This window comes from Thalassococcus profundi (assembly GCF_003344785.1).
Lineage (GTDB): Bacteria > Pseudomonadota > Alphaproteobacteria > Rhodobacterales > Rhodobacteraceae > Puniceibacterium > Puniceibacterium profundi.
In genome coordinates, this window is record NZ_QPMK01000009.1 from 21,812 (window position 1) to 38,157 (window position 16,346).

A 16,346-nucleotide genomic window follows, 5' to 3' on the forward strand; every position below is an offset into this window, starting at 1 on the left:
CGCGAACGGATCGGGCTGCGATAAAGCGCTTGCGCGGACAGGTCCGATTCGCCCCCCGGCGCGGCACCGACGCGACCCCACCTTCGGGATGATTTTCGGCGGCTTAGTCGCTCAGAAGACCCGCGAAATGGCTCAGCAGCTTGTGCTTGAGGATCTTGCCCGTTGCGGCGGCCGGCAGCACGTCGACGATGTAGATGCGGCTGGGGCGCTTGTAGGCCGACAGCGTCCGGGCGGCGAAATCGCGCAGCTCGTCGGGTGTCACGGTGCCGCGACACTGGACGAAAGCCAGCACGTCCTCGTTGCCGTCCCGGGCCCGCCCGATCACCGCGCATTGCACCACCGCCGGGTGATCGTTCAGCGCCGCTTCGACCTCGGGTGGATAGACGTTGAAGCCGCCGCGGATGATCAGCTCCTTCGCGCGCCCGACGATGTGCAGCCGCCCGACGTCGTCGATGCGCCCCAGATCGCCGGTGCGCAGAAAGCCGTCGCCGGTCATCGCCTGGGCGGTGGCCTGCGGGTTGCGGAAATAGCCTTGCATGACATGCGGACCGCGGGTCTGCACCTCGCCCACGCCCTCGGCAGTGCCGACCGAGGTGTCGAGCCGCACCTCGACCCCCGGCAGCGGCGGGCCGACGCTGGTGTCGGGATCGCCGATGGCGTTGCGCGTGCCGCTGACCCCGGCGGTGCTTTCGGTCATGCCGTAGCCGTTCTGAAGCGGGATGCCGTAGAAGGCTTCGGCCTTGCGCTTCCAGGCCGGATCAAGGGGTGCCGCACCGGAGGAGACATAGCGCAGCCGCGCGGAGTCGAGCCGGGTGTGCCCGTGTTCGGCGGCATAAGCCATGAGCAGTGCATGCATCTGCGGCACCGCAGGGACCACCGTCGCCCCGGCGCGCAGCGCCTCATAGAGCGCTTCCGCAGAGAAGCGCGCGGCCAGTTGCACGGTTGCCCCGGCGAAAGCCGACGCCATGAGCATCGAGGCAAGCCCGAAGACATGGGTGAGCGGCAGCGCGCCGTAGACTTGATCCGCCGGGGTCAGATCGCGCAGGGTGGCCGAAGCACGGGCGGCGAAGATCAGGTTGCCGTGGCTCAGCATGACGCCCTTGGGATCGCCGGTGGTGCCGGTGGTGTAGAGCAGCACCGCCGTACCCGCCAACGGCTCTGCCGCGCCCGCCGCGAAGCGCTGCCCGTAAAGCGCGTCACAGCCGCAAAGCTCGGGCCCGGCGCCGGCGGCATCGGCATGGGCGGCGGCCTCTTTCGAGGCGCCGATGGTGTAGAGCACAAGTTTCGGATCGGCATGGGCCTGGATGCGTGCCAGTTCGACGGCGGACATGCGCGCGTTCACCGGCACGGCGATGGCACCGATGCGACTGCACGCCATCAGCACGACCGCCACTTCGAGGCAGTTCTCTGCCACGATCATCACCCGGTCCCCGGCAGCGATCCCGGCCTCGGCCAACTGGTTGGCCTTGCTATGGCTGAGCGTGGCATACTCTGCCCAGGTGACCGCGCGCCCGTCGCCGTCGATCACCGCAACCGCGTCGGGCCGCTGCTCTGCCTGCCGGTCGAGCATCCGGTGAATCCGTGTGAAATCATTCATTTGCGTGGCGTCTTTCATGCTTCTGGTAAAGTCTGGAGCCGCAGCCGGGCCAGCGTCGGCACTGGACTGGCCGCATGGCCCGGCGCGGCACCGCGCTGTGCGAACCTCGCCGGGACAGGACATCGGTCATGCGTCGCCCCCCGTGGCCAGCTTGTCCTGCGGCACGCGCTTGAAGACGCCGGTGGCGCTGGCGATGAGCCGGTCGGTGTCGTCGCGCAGCTCTCCGGCGATGAAGAGCAGCGACCGCCCGCCCCCCGTGACCCGACCCGTGGCGGTTACCCGGCTGCCTGAATGCGCGGCGGCAACGAATTGCGTCGATAGCTGCACGGTCAGAAACGGCGCGCGGCCCGTGGCATCCACGGTCAGCGACCCCGTCGCCCCCATGGCGGAATCGAGCAGCAGCCCCGCGATGCCGCCGTGCAGCACGTTGTGCCGGTTCACATGCGCCTCCGTCACGTCGAGCCAGCAGCGGGCCGAGCCGCCCTGCCCCGTCACCTCGATCACGTAGCCGATGCTGCGCTGGGTGCCGGTTTCGTCGCGGATCGTCTCCATCTCAGGCGGCGGCGAGGCGGATGAAGCGTTCGAGGTGGTAGTCGGCATCACCGAAGCGGTGGTCGATCATCATCAGCCGCTTGGCCAGATGCGCCAGAGCGTATTCGCGTGTCATGCCGATGCCGCCGTGCATCTGGATCGATTCCTCGACCACCAGTTTGCCCACCCGCCCGATCAGGTTCTTGGCGGCGCTGACGTGGCGTTCGCGAATGGTCCGATCGGCCTCGAGATGCCCGGCGAGGTTGATGACGGCAGAGCGCGCCTGTTCGATCTCGATCAGCACGTCGGCCATGCGATGCTGCAACGCCTGGAACTTGCCGATGGGCTGGCCGAACTGCTTGCGGGTCTGCAGGTACTCGGTGGTGAGCGCGCGGATCGATTCCATCAGCCCCAGCGCCTCGGCGCAGACGGCGCAGGTGGCGCGGGCGTGGGCGGTCTCGATGGCATCGAACGCGCCGCCTTCGGGTCCGATCAGCGCGTCGGCGGGCAGGTCCACGTCGACGAGGCTCAGCTCCGCGGCACGCCCGCCGCCGTTGACGGTGTAGTCGCGGGCCGAAAGGCCAGTGACGTCGAGCGGTACGAGGAAGAGCGACAACCCGTCGCGGTCCGCCACCGCGCCGGAGGTGCGGGCGCTGACGACGGCGTGGGTCGCTGCGGGGGCATGAGGCACGACGGATTTGAGGCCGGTGAGCGTCCAGCCCTCGCCGGATTTCGCCGCCCTGGTGGTGACGCGGGACAGGTCGTAGCGGCTGCCCGGTTCCGCGTGGGCGTAGGTCAGGATGTCCCCGCCGATGATCGCTTCGATCCGGGCCTTCTGTTCGTCGGACCCCAGCGCCGCGATCAGGCCGCCGGCGAGGATGCCTGTCTCGAGCAATGGCTCGAACGCCCCGGCGCGGCCCATCTCTTCGAAGGTGAGTGCGATGTCGAAGCCCGCGCCGCCGAAACCGCCGTCCTCCTCGGAAAACAGCGCCCCGATCACGCCCATCTCGGCCAGCCCCTGCCAGAGCGTTTCGGAATGGCCGGAGGCGCTTTCGGTCGCATCTTCAAGCAGGTCGGGCGTCACGGTGTCGCGCAGGTAACGGCGCAGGCCGTCCTGCAGCATCTGGCGTTCTTCGGTCAGGGTGAAATTCATCGGGTGTCCTCTTGGTCATCGGGGCGCGGGCGCCGGGCGGGAGCGTGGGCCGTGGCCCTATAGCTCCAGGATCATCTTCGAGACGATCTGCCGCTGCACCTCGTTCGAGCCGCCGTAAATCGACAGCTTGCGATTGTTGAAATAGGCCTGCGTCGCGGGCATGGCGTAGTCCGGGCCGACGGGGCCTTCGTTGCTGCCCTCGTCCAAGGCTTCCGAGACGAAGGGCATGGCATAGGGGCCCGCCGCCTGCCGCGTCAGCGCGTTGATCTCCTGCCGGATCAGCGTGCCCTTGACCTTGAGCATGGAGGATTCCGCCCCCGGCGCCTGCCCCGCCGCGGCGGCGGCGATGGTCCGCAGGTTGGTGGTGGCCATGGCCATGAGGTCGATCTCCACCTGCGCGATCTTGGCGGCGAAGAACGGGTTGTCGATCAGCTTGCGGTCGCCGTCGTTCTCGAGCCCCGCGATGCGTTTCAGCGCCGCGAGTCCCGCGTTGGCGAAGCCCACGCCGGCGATGTTGGTGCGCTCGTGGGTCAGCAGGTACTTGGCATAGGTCCAGCCCTTGTTCTCCTCGCCCACGAGGTTCTCGACCGGCACCTTCACGTCGTTGAACCAGACCTCGTTGACCTCGGCCTCGCCATCGAGCAGCACGATGGGCCGGACCTCGACGCCGGGGATGTCCATGTCGATCAGCAGGAAGGAAATGCCCTCCTGCCGCTTGCCCTCTTTCGAGGTGCGGACAAGGCAGAAGATCATGTTGGCGTGCTGGCCCAGCGTGGTCCAGGTCTTCTGGCCGTTGACAATGTAGTGGTCGCCGTCGCGCACCGCCGTGGTCTTGACCGACGCCAGATCCGACCCGGCGCCCGGTTCGGAATAGCCCTGGCACCACCAGTCGTCACCATTGAGGATGCGCGGCAGGTAATGCGCTTTCTGCGCGTCGGAGCCGAATTTCATCAGCACCGGCCCCAGCATGTTGAGCCCGAAGGGCACGATGCGCGGTGCATGGGCGGCGGTGGTCTCTTCCTCGAAGATATGCCGTTCGACCGCGTCCCAGCCGGTGCCGCCGTGCTCCTTGGGCCAGGTCACGCCGAGCCAGCCCTTTTCGTTCAGAATCGCGTGCCATTCCTCGTAATCGGCCTTGGTCAGGCGCTTGCCGCCCGCGACCTTGTCCGACAGCCGCTTGGGCAGCTTTGCCTCCAGAAAGGCGCGCACGTCGTCGCGAAAGGCCTTTTGCTCGTCGGTGTAATTCAGGTCCATATCCGGTCCTTTCTCAGAATATCTCGAAGAGGCCCGCCGCCCCTTGGCCGCCGCCGATGCACATGGTGACGACGCCCAGCTTGGCGCCGCGGCGCGCGCCTTCGACCATCAGGTGCCCGGTCATCCGCGCGCCGGTCATGCCGAAGGGATGGCCCACGGAAATCGAGCCGCCGTTGACGTTGAGTTTCGCGTCGTCGATGCCCAGGGTGTCGCGGCAGTAAAGCGCCTGAGAGGCGAAAGCCTCGTTCAGCTCCCACAGGTCTACGTCCTCGACACGGACGCCCTGCCGGTCCAGCAGGCGCGGCACGGCATAGACCGGGCCGATGCCCATCTCGTCCGGCTCGCAGCCCGCCACAGCGTAGCCCCGGAACCGGCCCAGCGGGGTGAGGCCCTGCCGTACCGCTTCGTCCTCGTGCATCATCACCAGCGCCGCGGCGCCGTCCGACAGCTGCGACGCGTTGCCCGCGGTGACGTAGTGGCCCGCGCCCCGCACCGGTTCGAGCTTTTGCAGATTTTCCAACTGCGTGCCCGGGCGGTTGCATTCGTCCTGCGCAAAGGTCAGCGTCTCGTGGCTGACCTCGCCGGTGGCCTTGTCCTTGACGGCCTTGGTGACCTCGATCGGCGCGATTTCCTGGTCGAAGCGCCCGGCCTCCTGTGCCGCCGCCGTGCGCGCCTGGCTTTGCACCGCCAGCGCGTCCTGCGCCTCGCGGCTGACGCCGTAGCGTTCGGCGACGATGTCGGCGGTTTCGATCATGGTGAGGTAAAGCTCGGGCTTATTCTCCTTGATCCACTGGTCGTGTTCGGCCCGCGCGGGCGGCTGCACGAGGCTGATGCTCTCGACCCCGCCCACCAGCACCGCGCGCGCGCCTTCGCAGTCGATCATGTGCCCGCCCATGGCGATGGCCTGCAGGCCGCTGGCGCAGAAGCGGTTCACGGTGGTTCCGGCGATGCTGACCGGCAGCCCGGCGCGGATCACCGCCTGCCGCGCGACGTTGCGCCCGGTGACGTACTCCGGGTAGCCGCAGCCCCAGATGCTGTCCTCGATCAGCGCGGGGTCGATGCCGGCGCGGTCCACCGCGTGTTTCGCGGCATGGCCCGACATGGTGACGCCGTGGGTGATGTTGAACGCGCCCCGCCCGGCCTTGCCGATGGGCGTGCGCGCGACAGAGACGATGACGGCCTTGGTCATGCTGCGGTCCTTTCTCAGCCGTTGAGGCTGCTGAATGTCTGGTTGTCCTTGGCCAAGCGCCGCAAGAGCGGGGCCACCTGCCAGAAATGATCGTCCTCGGCGGCATAGCTTTCGATATCAGAGACCAGCTTGGGCAAGCCCACGGTGTCGGCCCAGTGCATCGGCCCGCCGCGCCAGCGCGGGAAACCGTAGCCGTAGAGCAGCGTCACATCGACATCGAGCGGGCGGGCGGCGATGCCTTCGTCCACTACGCGCGCGGCCTCGTTCACCATGGCGGCCATGTAGCGGCGCTGGATCTCTGCATCGGAGAATTCGCGCGGGGTCACACCGGCCTCGGTGCGCGCCTCGGCCACCAGTTCCTCGACCTCCGGGTCGGGGGTGCCTTTGCGGCCTTCGTACACGTAGTAGCCACGGCCCGTCTTCTGGCCCAGCCGCCCCTTGTTAAAGAGCGCATCGGCCCAGGTTGGTACCACGTCGCGCGGGTGCCGGTCTGCGGCCTTGCGCTGCCGCGTCATGTAGCCGATGTCGAGCCCGGCCAGGTCTGCGACCTCGTAAGGGCCCATGGCGAAACCGAAATCCTTCATCGCGCGGTCAATCTGGAACGGGCTGGCACCGGCCAGAACCATACCATCGGCGGCGGCGCGGTAGTGCGACAGGATGCGGTTGCCGATGAAGCCGTCGCAGACGCCCGCGCGTACGGCGGTCTTGCCCAGCCGCTTGGCCAGGGCAAAGGCCGTCGCCGTCACTTCGGGCGCGGTCTTCTCGGCCACGACCACCTCGAGCAGCTTCATCACATGGGCGGGTGAGAAGAAGTGCAGCCCGATCACGTCGCCTGGGCGCGAGATGCTGGCGGCGATGGCGTCGATATCCAGATACGAGGTGTTGGTGGCCAGCACTGCGCCGGGTTTCGCCACGCGGTCCAGTTCGGCAAATACCGCCTTCTTGACGTCCATGTCCTCGAACACCGCCTCGATCACCAGATCGGCGTCCGACAGCGCATCGTAGCCGGTGGCGGCGGTCAGCGCATCCAGCGCCGCGTCGCGCCTGGCCTCGGTCAGCTTGCCGCGCTTGACGGCGGCGGCGAGGTTGCCCGCGATGGTCTCGCGCGCCTTGGCGGCCGCCGCGTCGTCGCGCTCGATCAGCGTCACCGGCAGGCCGCGCAGCAGCGCCGCCGTGGCGATGCCCGCGCCCATGGTGCCGCCGCCGATCACTCCGATCGTGCCCACATCGCGGGGGATGACGCCCTCGATCTCGGGCAGCTTCGCCACCTTGCGGTCGTTGAAGAAGGCGTGGATCAGGCCGGCGCGCTGCGGCGTCTCCATCATCTCGCGGAAGATGCGGCGCTCTTCGTCCAGCCCGTCCATGATGTCGAGCCGGGTAGAGGCCTCGACCGCGTCGATGGAGGCCAGCGGTGCGACCTCGCCGCGGGCCTTTTTCGTCCATGTCGCGCGGGCCGCCTCGATGGCGTCGGGTTCGGCTTCGGGCATGGGCATCTCGCCGGTGGGGCGCGGTTTGGCGCCCTGATCCAGCAGGTCGCGCGCGTAGGCGAGGCCCGCGGCGCGCGGGTCGTCGCCTTCGCCCAGAACGTCGATCAGACCGGCCTCGAGCGCCTTGTCGGCGGTCAGCGTGCCGCCCGCCGGGATCATGTCGAGCGCCGCCGCCAGCCCCATCAGGCGCGGCGCGCGCTGGGTGCCGCCGGCGCCGGGGATGACGCCCAGCTTGACCTCGGGCAGGCCCAGCGTCGTGCCGGGCAGCGCCAGCCGGTAGTGGCAGCCAAGTGCCACCTCCAGCCCGCCGCCCAGGGCCGCGCCGTGGATCGCGGCGACGACCGGCTTGGGGCAGGCTTCGATCCGGTTGATGACGGCGGGCAGCCACGGGTCCTTGAGCGGCTTGCCGAATTCCGAGATATCCGCGCCGCCGATGAAGAGCTTGCCGGCGCCGACGATCACCGCGATCTCGGCGGCGCTGTCGGACGCGAAGCGTTCAAAGGCCGCGTCGAGCCCCGCGCGCACCGCCTGCCCCAGCGCGTTCACCGGCGGGTTGGCGATGGTGACGACGGCGATTCCGCCTTCGGTCAGCTCGTAGGTCACTGGATCGGTCACGTCTGGACTCCCTCTCGTTTCAATTGCGCATGGCGATGGCAGAGCCCTGGCCCATCATCCGCTCGAGTTCCTGAACGGCGGCGTGCAGCTTCGGGCCGACGTCGGTCTGCATGCGTTCGACGCTCAGATCGGCGGGCATGGCGCCGCAGGTGAAGATCACCGGCTCGCCCAGGTCGCGGGAATGGAAGGGCGTCGCGACGGCGTGGATGTTGGCGGCGAAATATTCGTCGGGGGGGGCGATGACGAAGCCCTGGCCGACAAGTTGACCATAGGCGGACTTGCGCACGGTGTTGGCGCGCTCCGGCGTCAGGCCGCGGTCGCCCTGTGCCGCCGCGACCGTGCGCGCAAAACCATCGTCGCTATGCGCACCGAGGAACGCGTGACCCGAAGACGAGCCGTTGAACGGCAACCGGTGCCCGACCTCGAGCCAGAGCGACGCGACGCCGCGCGGCCGCCACGTCTTGGCGATCAGCATCTTGTTCTCGTCGCGCACCAGCAGCAACGCCAGCGTGCGCGTTTCGTCCGCCAGCCGCTGCATGATCACGCCCGCCAGCTCCACGAAAGAGATCGATGAGGCCGCGACGTTGCCGAGCGCCAGCAGCGCCGGACCCGGGCGGTAGCGGTCGTGGCGGCGGGCATGGGTCAGATACCCCAGCGCCTGCAGCGTGAAGGTCAGCCTCGACACGGTGCTTTTGGGCAGCCCCGTGCGCTCGGCGATCTCGGCATTGCCCAGCCCGTCGTCCGACGGCCGGAAGGCGCGCAGCACCGACAGGCCGCGGGCCAGCGTGGTGGCAAAGCGGCGGTCGGCCTCGGGCGCGGTCACAGGATCGGTCATGCTCACATGCTCCCCGGGATCAGCAGCGACAGGATCGGGAAAGCCATGATCAGGATCAAGACCAGCACGTCCACGGTCAGGAACCGCAGGATGCCCGAGAATATCCGGTCGATGGGCACATCCTTGCCCACGACGCCCGCGATGACGAAGACGTTGAGCCCCACCGGCGGCGTGATCAGCCCGATTTCCAGCAGCTTGATTACCACGACGCCGAACCAGATGAGGTCGAGCCCGTAGCCTTCGACCAGCGGCACCATCAACGGCAGGGTCAGCACCATGATCCCGATGGGGTCGAGGAACATGCCCAGAAGCAGGTAGATCGCGGCGATGGCCAGCATCAGCAGCACCACCGACAGCTGCGCGTCGGTCACCACTTGCACGATGGAGGGTGCCACTCCCGTGAGCGCGATGAAGGCCACGAAGATTTTGGCCCCCGCCGCGATGAGAAAGATGCTGGTGGTCTGGATGCAGGTCTCGCGCAAAGCCTCTACGATGTCGCGGAAGCTGAGCTTTCGCTGCGCGAAGCCGATCAGCACCGCGGCGCTGACGCAGATCGCCGCCGCTTCGGTCGCGGTGAAGAACCCGCCGTAGATGCCGCCCACGATGATGACGAAGAGCGCCGCCGCCGGCCAGGCCGCAAGGCCTGCGCGCCATTTGTCGCCGAAGGTGATGGTCTCGGCGTATTTCGGCGCAGCCGCCGGGTCGCGCCAGACCCAGAACCAGATCACCAGCAGGAACCCCGCAAGGCTCAGCAGCCCGGGCAGGATGCCGGCGAGAAAGAGCTTGGAGATCGAGGTTTCGGTGAAGATGCCGTAGATGATGAACAGAACCGACGGCGGAATGAGCGACCCCAGTGTGCCGCCCGCCGCGACCGAGGCGGTGGCGAGACGCTTGTCATAGCCCATGCGCAGCATCTCGGGCGAGCAGATGCGGCCCATGGTGGAGGCACAGGCGATGGACGAGCCGGTGATCGCGGAAAACCCGCCGCAGCCCACCACTGACGCCATGGCGACGCCGCCCGGCACATGCGCCAGCCAGACCCGCGCGGCGTGGTAGATCTTGGTGGTGATCTCGGCCCTGTAGGCGATGTGTCCCAGCGCCACGAAGAGCGGGATCATCGACAGATCGTAGGAATGGATGAGGTCGAAGGAGTTCGAGAACACCAGGCTCGACGTCGGCCGGATCGCCCGGTCGGGCATGAAGACCCCGGTGCGGAAGGCGAAGATGACAAAGGTGCCCACGGTGGCCACACCCGCCAGCGCAAAGGCGATGGGCACCCGGATCGCCAGGAGCCCGATGACGGCGGCAAAGGCGACAAGACCGATCAGCGTGCCATCCATGGCTCAGCCCTCCCCGCGCAGATAGGCGGTTTCGGCCAGCGGCCGGCCGGCGCGCAGGTCGCGCAGGTCCGTGACGACCATCACCAGAAGCCGCAGCCAGCACATGGAGATACCCAGCAGGAACAGGATCCGCCCGGGCCATTTCGGCAGTTGCAGATCGCCGAAGAAGAACCCGCCCGAAGTCAGCGCATGCGTCGCCTCGCGCCAGCCCGCCCAGATCAGCGGCGCCAGCGCCAAAAGGCCGAAGACGGAGCCGAAGACGATCAGCGCCTCCTGCCCCCGGCGCGGCAGCCGATTCGACAGGAACTCCACCACGATATGCGCGCGCTGCGCCGTGGTGACCGCGAGCGGCAGCACGATGGCCGCGACCATCAGTTCGCGGACCATGACAATGGTGTCCGGCACGCCGGAATTCACCGTCACCCGCAGCACGACGCTGGCGGTGATCAGCAGGCCCAGAGCCGCCACGGCAAAGACCGCGAGGTCGAGCAGGAGCATTTCTATGCGGCGCAGCATGGGATGCCCTTTCGGCTAGGAGTTTCGGTGTTCCGGGACCGCGGGGCGCAGGTCCCCGTCACGGCCTCCGCGAGTGGTGGCACGCCGTGTCGGTCCGGCCCCGGAACGCGGGGGTGCCGGGGCGGACCCCGGCCTCGTCGGAACCCGGCCCGGCGCGGCGCCGGACCGGTCAGCGCGGGATCAGCCGCGCTCCCAGGGGTAGCCCTGTTCGTCGCGCTCGGCGGTGTATTTCTCGATCAGCGCGCGGTACTCCTCGAGCAACGCCTCGCCGTCGAGGCCCGCAGACGCGGCGCGTTCGGTCCATTCGTCGATATAACCCGCGCCCTTCTCGACCAGCTTCATCCGCTCGTCCTCGGGCAGTTCGATGATCTCGACGCCCGCTTCGCGCATGGTCTCGACCGCGCGTTCGTTGTCGGCGGTGATGAGACGGCCCAGCTCGTCGGCCATGCCTTCGCCGGCGGTCATCAGCGCCTCTTGCGTGGCCGGGTCCAGCGCATCGAAGGACTGCTTGTTGGCGAAGACGCCCAGCGCCCCCACCTGGCCCCAGTTCAGCAGCGTGTAGCTGTCGATGACCTCCTGCTGCTTGAGCGCCGCGGTGGCGTAGGAATAGCCCTGGCTGCAATCCAAGAGCCCGGTGTCGAGGCCCTGGTAGGCGTCGTAGATCGACATCGAGACCATGTTGGCACCGAAATCGCGGAAGGTATCGCCATAGGCGCCCACGCCGCGGACCTTCAGGCCCTCGATATCTTCGACCGTGCGGATCGCCGTGCCCTTGCAGCCGATATGGACCGCAGAGGTGGTGAAGGTGCCGAGGTAGACCAGGTTCATCGATGCGAGATTCTGCTGGATCGCCTCGCTCGACCGCATGAGCGCGTCGGTGGCCTTCATGCCGACCCAGGCGTCGGGGTTCTGCAACGGCAGGTCGGCGATGCCGTAGGCGACCATCTCTTGCGGGAAATAGACCGCGATGATCGTGCCCATGTCGGCGACGCCGTCGGCGATGCCGTTGAGCGCGGCGCCGGCCTTGAACAGCGCCCCGCCCCACTGGATGTCGAGCGTCAGGCCATCGGCCATCTCGGTCGCGGTATCGGCAAACCACTGCAACGCATCGGCACGGGCCCCGCGATTGGGGCCGGCCTCGCCCACGAACAGGGTCTGCGCTCCGGCGCTGCCGGCGCCGCAGATGGCCGCGCCCAGCGCCGCCGCTTTCAGAAATCCTTGCATGTCCACTCCTCCCAGAATTTCGACACTTCAATTTTGGAGCTAATTCTACTATGCAGAATTATTTTCCACTATGCACGTTGGTAGCCGCCCGATGCCGTGATATCAAGCACCTTGTGAACCGCGCGCGGCATTCCGCCCGCCCGCGCCCGTTCCTTTCCGCGCCGATCCGCGCTAGAGCTTTGGGCAGGCTCGACAAACCCGCAACGCCCCGGAGGATTCCATGCAGATTGCCCGTCTTGACGACCTTGCCGTTCACTACCGCATCGACGGCGACCCGGACGGCGCGCCGGTCGTGTTCGCCAATTCACTGGGGACCGACCTGCGGCTCTGGGACCAGGTGATTCCCCTGCTGCCCGAGGGGCTGAAGTTCATCCGCTACGACAAGCGCGGGCACGGGCTGACCGACTGTCCGCCCGCGCCCTATGCGATGGGTGCGCTGGTGACCGATGCCGAACGGCTGATGGATCACCTGGGCGTCACCGGCGCGGTCTTCGTGGGGCTCTCGATCGGCGGTCTGATCGCGCAGGGGCTGGCGGCCAAGCGGCTGGACCTGGTGCGCGCCATGGTGCTCAGCAACACCGGCGCCAAGATCGGCACCCGCGACATCTGGGCCGAGCGGATCGACGCGGTGAACGCGGGCGGCACGGCGGCAGTGGTCGACGCCACGATGCAGCGCTGGTTCGCGAAACCCTTCCACGACACACCGGATTTCCACGCCTGGCGCACCATGTTCCTGCGCTGCCCGGCAGAGGGCTGGACCGGCTGCGGAGCAGCCATCGCGGGCAGCGACTTCATGACCACCACCGCCGCACTGCGCCTGCCGACGCTGGGCATCGCCGGGTCCGAGGACGGCTCGACCCCGCCCGATCTCGTGCGCGAAACCGTCGACCTGGTGCCCGGCTCCGAATTCCACCTCATCCGCGGCGCGGGCCACCTGCCCTGCGTCGAGAAGCCCGAGGAATACGCGCAGGTCCTGGGCGATTTCCTGAGCCGCCACGCGGGCACCGCCTAATGGCGCGCATCCTGCTGGTGCACGGCTCCTGTCACGGCGCCTGGTGCTGGCGTGACCTGATCCCCGAGCTCACCGCCCTGGGCCATGACGCTTTTGCCATCGACCTGCCGTCGCACGGCACTGACACCACGCCCATGGCCGAGGTGACGCTCGATCTATACGCGCAGGCGATCCTCGACGCGCTCGACGGCCCCACCATCGTCGTCGGGCATTCCATGGCGGGCTACCCGATCAGCCGCGCCGCCGACCTCCGCCCCGCCAATATTGCCCGCCTCGTCTACCTCTGCGCCTACGTGCCCTGGGACGACCACAGCCTGGTGGAGATGCGCCTGCGCGCCCCGCGCCAGCCGATCCTCAAGGCGCTGGAGAAATCCGCCGACGGCCAGAGCTTTTCGGTGATCCCCGAGCACGCGCGCGAGGTCTTCTACCACGATTGTCCGGACGAGGCCGTCGCCTTCGCGCTCGCCAACCTCTGCCCGCAGCCGATCCGGCCGCAGGCCACGAAGGTCACGCTGGGAGCCAATTACGAAAGCGTCCCGCGCAGCTATATCCGCTGCGAAGCCGACAGTGCCATCCCGCCGGAATTCCAGGCCACCATGGCCGCTGATTTCTCGCCCGACCAAGTGCGGCACATGCCAACCTCCCATTCCCCGTTCTTCGCAGCTCCCGCCGCCCTCGCCCGCCACATCGACACCCTGGCGCGCCATGACCCGCCCGGGCCGCCTGCATCCTGAAAGCCACCACCGCAGGCACGGCTCCGACCCGCATCAACGGAAGATCCCACCCCCGMCCCGCCTCCCCCGCAACATCAGCGACAGATCGCAGCCYCGCCMCCCGMTCCTTTCTTCATCTTGCCGATAAMCCYCSGGGGGGTGKGGGGGGCTGSCCCCCCACTTCAAAGTGCGGTGTGCAGGCGGGGTCCGCCGCCCGCTCATGCAGGGCACCGCAGGATCCGCCATCTGGCCCCGCCCGTCCCCTGCGCGTATAGAACCCCCAAAGCACTCCAAGGACGCCGCCATGACCGCCTCCCTCTTCGACAGCCAGCTCTACGCCAGACTGCTGCCCACCGGCGAGGCCGGGCGGCTCTTCACCGACACCGCCGAGGTGCGCGCCATGATGCTGGTCGAAGGCGCGCTGGCAAAGACGCAGGGCGCCGCCGGCATCATCCCCGAACTCAGCGCCGCCGCCATCCACCGCGCCAGCCTCGAGTTGCAGATCGACCCCGCGGGCCTTGCCGAGGCGACGGGGCAGAACGGCGTGCCGGTGCCGGCCCTGGTCGCGGCCTTCCGCGACCTGATGCAGGCGCCCGAGCATGCGCAATACCTGCACTGGGGCGCCACCAGCCAGGACATCCAGGACACGGCGCTGATGCTGCGCCTGCGCCAGGTCCTCGCGCAGTACGACGATGCCCTTGGGTCCTTGTTGCATGCCCTCGCCCGCCTCGCCCGCGACCATTCAGAGACGCCCATGGCCGCGCGCACCTACGGCCAGCACGCCACCCCCACCAGTTTCGGCGCGCAGGTCGCGCAATGGGGTCGTCCGCTGCTGACGCTGCACACCGAACTGCGGCAGATGCGCGACGCGGGCCTGCCGGTGTCTCTGTCCGGTGCGGCGGGCACCGCCACAGCACTCGGCCCGGACCCCGCCGCCCTGCGCGCCGCCCTGGCCGCGGCGCTGGGGCTGCGTGATCCCGGCCACTCCTGGCACAGCGACCGCAGCCTCGTCACGCAGATCGCCGCCTGGATCACCCGCGCCGCCACCGCCCTCGGCAAGTTCGGCGAAGACCTGATCCTGCTCACCCAGTCCGGCATCGCCGAGGTGCGGCTGGGCGGCGCTGGCGCCTCCTCGACCATGCCACAGAAACAGAACCCGGTCGGTCCTTCGGTGCTGGTGGCGCTGGCCGCGCAGGCGCAGGGTCTGAACGGCATGTTGCAAAGCGCCGCCCTGCACCGACAGCAGCGCGACGGGGCGGCCTGGTTCACCGAATGGATGAGCCTGCCGCCGCTCTGCCTTTCGCTCTCCGCCGGTCTCACCCAGGCCCATGCGCTGGCCGAGACGCTGGCCCCCGACACCGATGCGATGGCGCGCACGCTCGCCGCGTCGCAGGGCCTGCTCGCCGCCGAGGCGCTCTCCTTCGCCCTGACCGACCGCATGTCCCGCCCCGAGGCGCAGGCGGCGGTCAAGGCGCTCTGCAAGGAGGCACTGGCCTCCGGCACCCACCTGCGCGACGCCGCGCTGGCGAAATGGCCCGACCTGGACGCGGGGCTCTTCGAGCCGCGCCTGCAACTGGGCACCGCCCCGGCCGAAGCCCGCGCCTTTGCCGACGCCGTGCCGGGCTGAGCCGATGCGCCTGCCAGTCGCCTTCCTGATGCTCACCGTGATGATCGACGCCATGGGTGTCGGCCTCATCATCCCGGTGATGCCGGACCTGCTGCGCGAGGTCTCGGGCGGCACCCTGGCCGAGGCGGCGCTTTGGGGCGGCGTGCTCTCGACGGTCTTCGCGGTGATGCAATTCGCATGCGGGCCGCTGGTGGGCAACCTGTCGGACCGTTACGGGCGGCGGCCCGTGCTGCTGATCTCGCTGGGCGTGATGGCCGCCGATTACCTGGTGATGGCGGTGGCCGGCTCGATCTGGCTGCTGCTTCTGGGCCGCGTGGTGGGGGGCATCACGGCGGCCACGCAAAGCACCGCCACCGCTGCCATGGCCGACCTCTCGGAACCGGCGCAAAAGGCGCAGAACTTCGGCCTGATCGGTGCGGCCTTCGGGATCGGCTTCGTCATCGGCCCGCTGATCGGCGGGCTGCTGGGCGAATGGGGCACCCGCGCGCCTTTTGTCGCCGCGGCCCTGCTCGCCGCTGCAAACGGCCTGCTGGGCTACTACGTCCTGCCCGAAACCGTGACCGACCGCATCCGCCGGAGCTTCGACTGGCGCCGTGCCAATCCCTTCTCGGCCTTCCGCGCCCTGGGCCGCCTACCCGGCGTCGGACGGATGCTGACGGTCTATTTCCTTTACCAGGTGGCGTTCTTCGTCTACCCGGCGATCTGGGCCTATTTCGGCCAGGCGCGCTTTGGCTGGGACGCGGGCATGATCGGCCTGTCGCTGGGCCTCTTCGGGGTGATGATGGCGGTGGTCCAGGGCTGGCTCATCCGCCGCATCCTGCGCGCGCTCGGCACCCGCGGCACGTTGATCTACGGGCTTGTCTTCGACATCGCCGCCTTTCTCGCCCTCGCCTTCGTCACCTCCGGCACCGTCGCGCTGATCCTGACCCCGCTAGCGGCGCTCGGCGCGGTCATCACGCCTGCCATTCAGGCGCTGATGAGCGACCGGGTCGGCCCGGACCGGCAGGGCGAGTTGCAGGGCGCCGTGACCTCGGCGGGCGCCGTGGCGATGATCCTGTCGCCGATGCTGATGACCGCCACCTTCGCCGCCTTCACCCGACCCGAGGCCACGCTCTACTTCCCCGGCGCGCCATTCGTCCTCTCCGCGGGCCTCATCGTGCTGGCGCTCGGTGTCTTCCTCAGCGCCGCGCGCCGGCCCGCACCGCCCGATACGGACGTTGCGTAAACCGTCCCTCCCGCGTCGCATTCCGGCT

The 16,346-nt window shown here is 68.7% G+C and carries 14 protein-coding genes; 4 read left to right on the top strand and 10 right to left on the bottom strand.

What is annotated here, in order from left to right; translation table 11 throughout:
* Window positions 1-103 precede the first annotated feature (103 nt).
* The 10 genes from DU478_RS12650 to DU478_RS12695 form a co-directional block, all read right to left on the bottom strand.
* A complete protein-coding gene (locus DU478_RS12650) occupies window positions 104-1,597 on the bottom strand; it encodes a class I adenylate-forming enzyme family protein (protein WP_114511336.1) in 1,494 nt (497 codons plus the stop codon).
* 126 nt (window positions 1,598-1,723) lie between these two features.
* Window positions 1,724-2,197 carry a PaaI family thioesterase gene (locus tag DU478_RS12655; RefSeq protein ID WP_233501227.1) on the bottom strand — a complete coding sequence of 158 codons (474 nt, stop codon included), beginning with the start codon at window positions 2,195-2,197 and terminating at the stop codon, window positions 1,724-1,726.
* On the bottom strand, window positions 2,151-3,281 hold the full coding sequence (locus DU478_RS12660) for an acyl-CoA dehydrogenase family protein (RefSeq protein ID WP_114511338.1): 1,131 nt from the start codon (window positions 3,279-3,281) through the stop codon (window positions 2,151-2,153). The genes DU478_RS12655 and DU478_RS12660 overlap by 47 nt, the downstream gene beginning before the upstream one ends.
* A 57-nt stretch (window positions 3,282-3,338) precedes the next feature.
* Complete coding sequence (locus DU478_RS12665; RefSeq protein WP_114511339.1) at window positions 3,339-4,535, bottom strand: acyl-CoA dehydrogenase family protein; 1,197 nt, start codon at window positions 4,533-4,535, stop codon at window positions 3,339-3,341.
* Window positions 4,536-4,548: 13 nt separating this feature from the next.
* Window positions 4,549-5,724, bottom strand: coding sequence for an acetyl-CoA C-acyltransferase (locus DU478_RS12670; RefSeq protein WP_114511340.1), 1,176 nt, complete (start codon window positions 5,722-5,724; stop codon window positions 4,549-4,551).
* Between the two features lie 14 nt (window positions 5,725-5,738).
* Window positions 5,739-7,826 (bottom strand): 3-hydroxyacyl-CoA dehydrogenase NAD-binding domain-containing protein, encoded by a 2,088-nt coding sequence (locus DU478_RS12675; RefSeq protein ID WP_114511341.1) that lies wholly within the window; start codon window positions 7,824-7,826, stop codon window positions 5,739-5,741.
* 19 nt (window positions 7,827-7,845) lie between these two features.
* Window positions 7,846-8,661, bottom strand: a complete 816-nt coding sequence (locus tag DU478_RS12680; RefSeq protein WP_114511342.1) for an IclR family transcriptional regulator — start codon at window positions 8,659-8,661, stop codon at window positions 7,846-7,848.
* A gap of 2 nt (window positions 8,662-8,663) precedes the next feature.
* A complete protein-coding gene (locus DU478_RS12685; RefSeq protein WP_114511343.1) occupies window positions 8,664-10,001 on the bottom strand; it encodes a TRAP transporter large permease in 1,338 nt (445 codons plus the stop codon).
* 3 nt (window positions 10,002-10,004) lie between these two features.
* Complete coding sequence (locus DU478_RS12690; protein WP_114511344.1) at window positions 10,005-10,517, bottom strand: TRAP transporter small permease; 513 nt, start codon at window positions 10,515-10,517, stop codon at window positions 10,005-10,007.
* A 180-nt stretch (window positions 10,518-10,697) separates the two neighbouring features.
* A complete protein-coding gene (locus tag DU478_RS12695; RefSeq protein ID WP_114511345.1) occupies window positions 10,698-11,741 on the bottom strand; it encodes a C4-dicarboxylate TRAP transporter substrate-binding protein in 1,044 nt (347 codons plus the stop codon).
* A 220-nt stretch (window positions 11,742-11,961) separates the two neighbouring features.
* On the opposite strand from DU478_RS12695, the gene pcaD reads away from it, so the two are divergent.
* The 4 genes from pcaD (at window position 11,962) to DU478_RS12715 (ending at window position 16,318) form a co-directional block, all read left to right on the top strand.
* Complete coding sequence (gene pcaD / locus DU478_RS12700) at window positions 11,962-12,753, top strand: 3-oxoadipate enol-lactonase (RefSeq protein ID WP_114511346.1); 792 nt, start codon at window positions 11,962-11,964, stop codon at window positions 12,751-12,753.
* Window positions 12,753-13,487 carry an alpha/beta fold hydrolase gene (locus DU478_RS12705; protein WP_114511347.1) on the top strand — a complete coding sequence of 245 codons (735 nt, stop codon included), beginning with the start codon at window positions 12,753-12,755 and terminating at the stop codon, window positions 13,485-13,487. Before pcaD ends, DU478_RS12705 begins: the two co-directional genes overlap by 1 nt.
* 283 nt (window positions 13,488-13,770) lie before the next feature.
* Complete coding sequence (locus DU478_RS12710; RefSeq protein WP_114511348.1) at window positions 13,771-15,093, top strand: lyase family protein; 1,323 nt, start codon at window positions 13,771-13,773, stop codon at window positions 15,091-15,093.
* Between the two features lie 4 nt (window positions 15,094-15,097).
* On the top strand, window positions 15,098-16,318 hold the full coding sequence (locus DU478_RS12715; protein ID WP_114511349.1) for a TCR/Tet family MFS transporter: 1,221 nt from the start codon (window positions 15,098-15,100) through the stop codon (window positions 16,316-16,318).
* Window positions 16,319-16,346 lie beyond the last annotated feature (28 nt).

Coding starts and splice junctions, on each gene's coding strand:
- DU478_RS12650 (WP_114511336.1), bottom strand. CDS start 1,597: ATGAATGATTTCACACGGATTCACCGGATGCTCGACCGGCAGGCAGAG.
- DU478_RS12655 (WP_233501227.1), bottom strand. CDS start 2,197: ATGCCGACTACCACCTCGAACGCTTCATCCGCCTCGCCGCCGCCTGAG.
- DU478_RS12660 (WP_114511338.1), bottom strand. CDS start 3,281: ATGAATTTCACCCTGACCGAAGAACGCCAGATGCTGCAGGACGGCCTG.
- DU478_RS12665 (WP_114511339.1), bottom strand. CDS start 4,535: ATGGACCTGAATTACACCGACGAGCAAAAGGCCTTTCGCGACGACGTG.
- DU478_RS12670 (WP_114511340.1), bottom strand. CDS start 5,724: ATGACCAAGGCCGTCATCGTCTCTGTCGCGCGCACGCCCATCGGCAAG.
- DU478_RS12680 (WP_114511342.1), bottom strand. CDS start 8,661: ATGACCGATCCTGTGACCGCGCCCGAGGCCGACCGCCGCTTTGCCACC.
- DU478_RS12685 (WP_114511343.1), bottom strand. CDS start 10,001: ATGGATGGCACGCTGATCGGTCTTGTCGCCTTTGCCGCCGTCATCGGG.
- DU478_RS12690 (WP_114511344.1), bottom strand. CDS start 10,517: ATGCTGCGCCGCATAGAAATGCTCCTGCTCGACCTCGCGGTCTTTGCC.
- DU478_RS12695 (WP_114511345.1), bottom strand. CDS start 11,741: ATGCAAGGATTTCTGAAAGCGGCGGCGCTGGGCGCGGCCATCTGCGGC.
- pcaD (WP_114511346.1), top strand. CDS start 11,962: ATGCAGATTGCCCGTCTTGACGACCTTGCCGTTCACTACCGCATCGAC.
- DU478_RS12705 (WP_114511347.1), top strand. CDS start 12,753: ATGGCGCGCATCCTGCTGGTGCACGGCTCCTGTCACGGCGCCTGGTGC.
- DU478_RS12710 (WP_114511348.1), top strand. CDS start 13,771: ATGACCGCCTCCCTCTTCGACAGCCAGCTCTACGCCAGACTGCTGCCC.
- DU478_RS12715 (WP_114511349.1), top strand. CDS start 15,098: ATGCGCCTGCCAGTCGCCTTCCTGATGCTCACCGTGATGATCGACGCC.